The sequence below is a fragment of the Saccharomonospora iraqiensis subsp. iraqiensis genome, from assembly GCF_000430445.1.
Classification (GTDB): Bacteria; Actinomycetota; Actinomycetes; order Mycobacteriales; family Pseudonocardiaceae; genus Saccharomonospora; species Saccharomonospora iraqiensis.
Genome location: NZ_KE387137.1, coordinates 31,497 through 37,207 on the forward strand (window position 1 = coordinate 31,497; position 5,711 = coordinate 37,207).

4 protein-coding genes and 1 pseudogene are annotated in these 5,711 nt (G+C 72.6%); 4 read left to right on the forward strand and 1 reads right to left on the reverse strand.

The annotated features are described in order from the left end of the window. The first annotated feature begins 680 nt into the window (after positions 1 to 680). Positions 681 to 1,517 (forward strand): M23 family metallopeptidase, encoded by an 837-nt coding sequence (locus tag ACTIR_RS0120765; RefSeq protein ID WP_199285659.1) that lies wholly within the window; start codon positions 681 to 683, stop codon positions 1,515 to 1,517. 246 nt (positions 1,518 to 1,763) lie between these two features. Here the strand turns inward: ACTIR_RS0120765 and ACTIR_RS0120770 are convergent, their stop codons facing one another. Then, positions 1,764 to 4,265, reverse strand: coding sequence for a UvrD-helicase domain-containing protein (locus ACTIR_RS0120770; protein WP_026455707.1), 2,502 nt, complete (start codon positions 4,263 to 4,265; stop codon positions 1,764 to 1,766). 216 nt (positions 4,266 to 4,481) lie between these two features. On the opposite strand from ACTIR_RS0120770, the gene ACTIR_RS0120775 reads away from it, so the two are divergent. From ACTIR_RS0120775 to ACTIR_RS27650, 3 genes and pseudogenes are all read left to right on the forward strand, one after another. Then, positions 4,482 to 4,820, forward strand: coding sequence for a chorismate mutase (locus ACTIR_RS0120775; protein WP_026455708.1), 339 nt, complete (start codon positions 4,482 to 4,484; stop codon positions 4,818 to 4,820). Positions 4,821 to 4,899: 79 nt separating this feature from the next. Continuing rightward, the gene (locus ACTIR_RS0120780; RefSeq protein WP_026455709.1) at positions 4,900 to 5,214 is read left to right on the forward strand and encodes a hypothetical protein; all 315 of its coding nucleotides are present in this window, start codon (positions 4,900 to 4,902) and stop codon (positions 5,212 to 5,214) included. 282 nt (positions 5,215 to 5,496) lie between these two features. Continuing rightward, positions 5,497 to 5,711 (forward strand): annotated as a pseudogene (locus ACTIR_RS27650) (hypothetical protein); the annotation flags it as partial.

Below are 5,711 nucleotides of genomic sequence, written 5' to 3' on the forward strand. Positions count from 1 at the left end.
GGCCGCGAAGCCGGGCTCGGCACCGCGCACGACCGGCAGGACGGCGCCGAGGGAGAGCAGCAACGCGGCGAGTGCCCCGCACGCGAGCGCGGGGATCAGCACGGTCCCGTGCGGTGCGTCCCGTTCGTCCCCCGGCGGCGCACCGGGGGCGGACGGTTCCGGTGGACGCGGATCGACCCTGGTCCCTCGTCGTGCTCCGATCGTTCACCTCCGTTCCCGGTGCAGGCCCGCGGCCCCGGCACCGTCGGCCTCGGCGGATGCACCGACGAGAGTAGCCAGACCGCTCCTCCGGCGCCCGTTCGTCGGGTCACCGAGGCGGGAGGCGGTCCACTCCACCGCGGACGGCGTCCGGCCCCCGGTGAACAGCGGTCCAAACCCTCGGTTGCCAAACTGTGACTCACATCACTGAACCCTGAGAAAACCCTGTCTACCGTGCGCTGTTGCTCCGCCACCGGAGCCACGCGCACGCGACTCGACCGTCCGGACGGGACCGGCGCCTTGCCCCCGGCGCGACCGTCTGGTTACTGTCCCGCAGTCCCCATTACGGTCAGGTCACGAACAGGCTGGCCCGGCGAGACCTTCGGGACTCGCCGTGTCACGAGCGGTACCCCGACACCGCTCACCGGGATCCCCCGCCCGGCGTCTGGACCTGACTCCCCCGAGTAACGGAAGGCGCAGTCTTGGCTCGACACCGCTCCCCCGGCGGCCAAGCTACTTCCCCGGCGCTCGAAGAAGCACTGGACGGTGCGGTCGTTCGGGTCCGGGGTTCGCACCGGCTTCCCGCACCCTCGTCCGCACTGCGGGGCCGGGTCGTCGTCGCCGCCGTCGCGGCGGGCGCATTCGCCGCGGCAGCCGCCGGTCAGACCCTGCAGAACTCCCGCGACTCCGCCGAGTCGCACACCGACGTGACCCCGCTGGCCAACGCCAGCGACGCGAGTACCGCACTCACCGCCGAACCCGAGGCGTCGGGCACCGGCGGCGACGGCACCAGTGCGCCCGTGCTGCTCCAGCAGTCCCGCAGCACCGACGCCGACGCCGAGGCCCGCAAGCTCGCCGAGAGCGCCGAGGTCACCCAGGCCCGGCTCGAGCGCGAGGCCGAGGCGGCCCGGAAGGCCGCGGAAGAGGCCGCCCGACCGAAGACCGTCGCGCCCGCCCAGGGCCTGTTCACCTCCGGTTTCGGCGCCCGGTGGGGCACGACCCACTACGGCATCGACATCGCCAACATGATCGGGACCCCGATCCTCTCCGCAGGCGACGGCACCGTCATCGAGGCCGGGCCGGCCAGCGGCTTCGGCCTGTGGGTCAAGGTGCAGCAGGACGACGGCACCATCCACGTGTACGGGCACATCGACAGCTACTCGGTCTCCGTCGGCCAGCGGGTCGAGGCGGGCGAGCAGATCGCCGTCATGGGCAACCGGGGCCAGTCCACCGGACCGCACCTGCACTTCGAGGTGTGGGTCGGTGGGTCCAAGGTGGACCCGAGGGCCTGGCTGGCCGAACGCGGCGTGAACGTCTGAACCGACGTGTACGTCTGAACCACCGACCGGTCCCGGCCGCCCCGTGACCGCCGTCCCCGTGCCCCGGACCCCGTGTGCCACCGCGCGCCCCCTTCGCTTCCGGCGTTCGAACCTCTGTTCGATCGCCACTCTAGCGGAGGGGGCCGACAGAATCGTCTCTCCGGACGGACTTCACCGGATCGGACCACGCCGGATCCGGTGAGCCGGTCCCGGTGAGGGCGCGCGCCACGCCGCGGGAGTCCGGGGTCAGAGCTTGGTCAGCGGGACACTGCCGATCAGCATCAGACGGACGGTGCCCGCGGCGCCGAAGTCGATCGTCGCCGTCGCCCTGGGGCCGCTGCCCTCCGTGGCCACGACGGTGCCGAGCCCGTACTTGTCGTGGTTGACCCGGTCACCGACATCCAGTTTGAGCGCCACGGTGTTCTTCCAGTCGGTGCGGCCCGGCCCACCGAACGTCGTCCGGGAGCCGTTCCCGGCACCGGCACCGGCACCGCCCGCGGACCCGGCCCCGAGCCTGCTGCTCCAGCTGCTCGCCGCCCTGGGGGAGCCGTTGCCCCCGCCCGACGGCTCGCGCCTGCGCCAGTCCAGGAACTCCTCCGGGAGTTCGTCCAGGAAGCGGGAGGCCGGGTTGCTCACCGGCTGCCCCCAGGCCGTGCGCACCAGCGCGCGGGAGACGTACAGCCGGCGCTGGGCACGGGTGATCGCCACGTAGGCCAGCCTGCGTTCCTCGGCCAGCTCCTTCGGCTCCCCCAGCGCCCGTAGGTGCGGGAACACGCCGTCCTCCCAGCCGGTGCAGAACACCACCGGGTACTCCAGCCCCTTGGCCGTGTGCACGGTCATCAACGTGACCACGCCCCGGTCGTCGTCCGGCTCGCCCTCGGCCTCCTCGGCGCCGTCCGGTTGCGGCACCGAGTCCGCGTCGGCGACCAGCGAGACCCGCTCCAGGAAGGCGGCCAACGACCCGGGTTCGGGCACCCCCACGGTGTCGTCCCCCTCGGCGACGGCCTCCCCGGCGGCGGTGTCCCCGTCAGCGGTGTCGTCCCCTCCTCCGTCCCCGGCGGCCTCCCCGGCGGTGTCCCCGTCTGCGGACACCGCCGCGGCGCCGCGGGCGAACTCGGTGAACTCGCGCGCCACGGTGATCAGCTCGTCGAGGTTCTCGACGCGCGAGGCGTCCTGCGGGTCGTTCGACTCCTCCAGCGCCGCGCGGTAGCCGGTGCGGTCCAGCACCGCCTCCAGCACCTCGGCCACCTCGGTGCCCGCGTCGACGAGTTCCCTCAGCCCGTCCAGCAGCTCGACGAACGCGGTGACCGCCTTCCGGGAACGGGGGTTGAGCGGCTCCACCCCACCGTTCGCCGCCTCCCGCAACGCCGCGGCGAACGAGATCCGTTCCCGGTCGGCGTGTGTGGCGAGCACCGCCTCGGCACGGTCGCCGATCCCGCGCTTGGGCACGTTCAGGATGCGCCGCAGGCTCACCGTGTCCTCCGGGTTGGCCAGCACCCGCAGGTAGGCCAGCGCGTCGCGGACCTCGCGCCGTTCGTAGAACCGCACCCCGCCGACCACCCGGTAGGGCAGGCCGAGCCGGATGAAGATCTCCTCGAACACCCGGGACTGGTTGTTGGTGCGGTAGAACACGGCCACGTCGGAGTAGTCCGTGTCGCCCTCGTCGACGAGCGCGTCGATCTCCGAGGCGACGAACGCCGCCTCGTCGTGCTCGGTGTCGGCGACGTAGCCGACCACGCGCTCGCCCTCGCCCGCGTCGGTCCACAGGCGTTTGTCCCGGCGGTTCGGGTTCCGCGCGATGACCGCGTTGGCGGCGGACAGGATGGTCTGCGTCGAGCGGTAGTTCTGTTCGAGCAGGATCGTGCGCGCCGACGGGAAGTCGCGTTCGAACTCCTCGATGTTGCGGATGGTGGCGCCGCGGAAGGCGTAGATCGACTGGTCGGCGTCCCCGACGACGCACAGTTCCGCGGGCTCGACCCCGGACTCCGTGGCGGCGGTGCCCACCAGCTCCCGGACAAGCGTGTACTGCGCGTGGTTGGTGTCCTGGTACTCGTCCACCAGCACGTGCCGAAACCGGCGCCGGTAGTGCTCGGCCACCGCGGGGAACGCCCGGAACAGCTCGACCGTGCGCATGATGAGGTCGTCGAAGTCCATCGCGTTCGCCTGCGCCAACCTGCGCTGGTACTCGCGGTAGGCCTCGGCGGCCCGACGCTCGAAGTCCGTGGTGGCGGACTCCGCCGCGGCGTCGGCGTCGATCAGCTCGTTCTTCAGGTTCGACACGTGCGTGGTCAGCGCCCTGGCCGTGTACCGCTTGGGATCCAGGTCGAGATCCCGGCCGACCAGCGTCATCAGCCGCCTGCTGTCGTCGGCGTCGTAGATGGAGAAGCTGGACGACATCTCCAGCGTCGCGGCCTCCCGCCGCAGCAGGCGTACGCACATCGCGTGGAACGTCGACACCCACATCGCGTTCGCCCGCCTGCCGACCAGCTCGGCCACCCGCTCCCGCATCTGCGCCGCGGCCTTGTTGGTGAACGTGATCGCCATGACCTGACCGGGGTGCACCCCGCGCTCGGCGAGCAGGTACGCGATGCGCCGGGTCAGCACGCGGGTCTTGCCCGAACCCGCGCCCGCGACCACCAGCAGCGGTGCGCCCGCATGCTCCACCGCGGCGCGCTGCGCGGGGTTGAGGTCGTCGAGCAGGCCGGGGTGCCGACGGGGTTCCGGGGGGAGGTCGAACAGGGTGCTCATCGTGGCGTCCAACCTACCTGGGGCCCCCGACACCGGGACCGTGTGGCATACTGGCCCTGTGCGGTACGACGCGTTCCGATTTTTCTACGGGAACCGGGCTCCGGCTCCCGTGATCGCGTAGTGCCCAGCAGTCATCACGAAGCCCCGGAGTCCACGGACCCGGGGCTTTCCTCGCCTCGGGCCGAGACACGGACTCTCCGACCAGCGGAGGTCATGATGAACGCGAGGGTCGACGAGACGGCCGAGACCCCCGAAACCCCCGGAGTTCCCGACAACCCCGGCGTCCCCGAAACCACCGGCGTCCCCGAGACGCCCGAGGAGGTCGACGCGCTCCGGCAGGAGATCGATCAACTCGACGCGGACATCCTGCGGCTGGTGAAGCGCCGGGCCGAGGTCTCCCGCCGGATCGGCGCCGCGCGGATGGCGGCGGGCGGCACCCGCATCGTCTACAACCGCGAGATGGACGTGCTGGCGCGCTACCGGGAACTGGGGCCGGAGGGCAGGCAGCTCGCGATGGCCCTGCTCGAACTCGGCCGCGGGCGCCTCGGCCGCTGACCCGGCCGTCCGGGCCCGGCCACCGATCCGCCCCGCGCGCTGCCACCGGCGGTGTCGCCCGCGGCGGCACACTGGAGGCATGGACACCATCATCGACGTGCTCGCGTTCGTGGTCGCTCTCGCGGGCCTGCTGGCCACGCTGGCCCACGGCGGGTATCTCGCCATGCTGAACAGTGCCGCCACCAAGCGGGCGGGCGGCGCACCCGTCGCCCGGTACGTGCGCTCGCGTGTTCCGGTCGCGGCCGGGACCACCGGGGTCGCCGTGCTCGCCCTGCTGTTCTCCCTCGGCGGCGTGCCGTTGGACGTGCTGGCCATCCTGCTGGGCGGAGGATCCGGCGCGGTGGCCGTGCAGGCGCTGCGTTCCACCCAGGAGCGCTACCGCAGCGGCGGCTGACGGGCACCGGGTGCCGCCGTCGGGGACGGGCGGGGGCGGCACCGAAGGTACCGGTACCGGGCCGATACCGCTCGGTAGGGGCCCCGACAGGGTGAATCCGGATGATCGTTTGCTGTCCTGAGCCGCCGGAGCGGCGTTCAACTCCTACTCTGCTTGGCGTGAGTTCCCCGGACGACACACCGGCGGAGCCGCGGCCCCGTCCCCGGACGGGGGCCGGGGACTCGCGGCCGGTGTGACGACACCCGGCACCACAGGCGGAACAGGAGGAGGCGGCCATCCGGTATGAGCGGCAGGCCTGACATCCCCGAGCACCATCGCCCGACCGCCCCGGCCGGGAGCACGACGCCGTGCGGCACCGGTTCCGGCACCCAGATCACACCCCCCTCGACGACCGGGCGCGCCCGGCCCCGGCACTCGCCCGCCCCGGGCACGTGGACCCCGGCCACACCGGCACCACGGACGGCGAACGAGACGACGCTGCCGGGCAGGGCCGTCTC

Coding starts and splice junctions, on each gene's coding strand:
- ACTIR_RS0120770 (WP_026455707.1), bottom strand. CDS start 4,265: ATGAGCACCCTGTTCGACCTCCCCCCGGAACCCCGTCGGCACCCCGGC.
- ACTIR_RS0120775 (WP_026455708.1), top strand. CDS start 4,482: ATGAACGCGAGGGTCGACGAGACGGCCGAGACCCCCGAAACCCCCGGA.
- ACTIR_RS0120780 (WP_026455709.1), top strand. CDS start 4,900: ATGGACACCATCATCGACGTGCTCGCGTTCGTGGTCGCTCTCGCGGGC.